1 pseudogene is annotated in these 1,194 nt (G+C 41.8%); it reads right to left on the reverse strand.

The annotated features are described in order from the left end of the window. Nucleotides 1-1,194, reverse strand: a pseudogene (locus H5200_RS23165) (IS3 family transposase); the annotation flags it as partial.

The following is a 1,194-nucleotide window of genomic DNA, read 5'->3' on the forward strand; positions in this document are numbered from 1 at the left end:
GATTCAAATTTACTTCGTTTATCATTGACCAATCTCGTGACTTTCCTGACCAACGACTTGGGTTATTCAATTTAGCTGCGTCGTTTACCTGCTGACGCTTGGCTAATATCTCTTTATCTAAACCTAAATGACGTTGATTTGGCGTCACAAATTTTATACCACTGTGTAGGTGCTCATTATTGTACCAATCAACGAACCCACTTACCCATTCTCTTGCTGCGCTTATATCTTCAAATGCCTTTTCTGGGTATTCTGGGCGATACTTTAACGTTTTAAATAACGACTCAGAGTATGGATTGTCATTACTTACTGACGGTCGACTAAATGATGGCACAATCCCTAACTCCTGTAATGTTGCCAGTAATGTCGCGCCTTTCATTGGGCTACCATTATCTGAGTGCAACGTGACTTGCTCGCGCTTTATTTGCTCCCGACTGCAAATATCCTTCATTAAATCTGCGGCTAATTCACTTAACTGTGTGTCGTAAACCTGCCAGCCAACAACCTTTCGACTAAAAATGTCCATCACTAAATATAAGTATAAAAATTGCCCTTTTACGCTCGTTGGTAAATAGGTGATATCCCAAGTGTATACTTCATTTGCACGTACTGCCTTCAATGCTCTTGGCTTTTTCATCGGCTTAGCTGGCTTTACTTTTTCTCTATGCGTTAATAAGTTATGTGCCTTCATGACACGATAAAATGAACTTTCAGACGCTATCCATATACCGTTATCAAGCAGCTTGGGGACTATTTTACTGGCCGGTAAATGCCCATACTCAGTTGAGTTAACCGTATTAATAATACGCTGCCGCTCTAACTCTGTGAGACGGTTTGGCGGCCGTTTTTTCGTACTCGTTCGCTTGTCAGTCATATCGTCTGCTTCAATCCACCGCTGAACGGTTCTTACCGTCAGCCCAAGTAACTCACATGCTTTTTCTTTCCTTGCCCCTGAATCCTGCGCGTTTGTAATAAGCGTTATTAATTCATGTCGCTCAGCCTGTGTTGTTAATCGTCCTCGTTGAAACCCCAGAGTGCATCCGCTTTTTTTTTGAGAACAAGCAGAGCGGCTGTTTCAGCTAAGGCTTTATCTTTACGATTAAGCTCTTTTTGCAGCTGTTTTATTTCTTGCTTTAACTGTTTACTGTCTGATTTAGCTAGTTTCGTTGTAGGTCCTTGGGCAAAGTCGTGCTT

This window comes from Pseudoalteromonas sp. SG43-7, from assembly GCF_014164295.1.
In the GTDB taxonomy this organism is placed as follows: Bacteria; Pseudomonadota; Gammaproteobacteria; order Enterobacterales; family Alteromonadaceae; genus Pseudoalteromonas; species Pseudoalteromonas rhizosphaerae.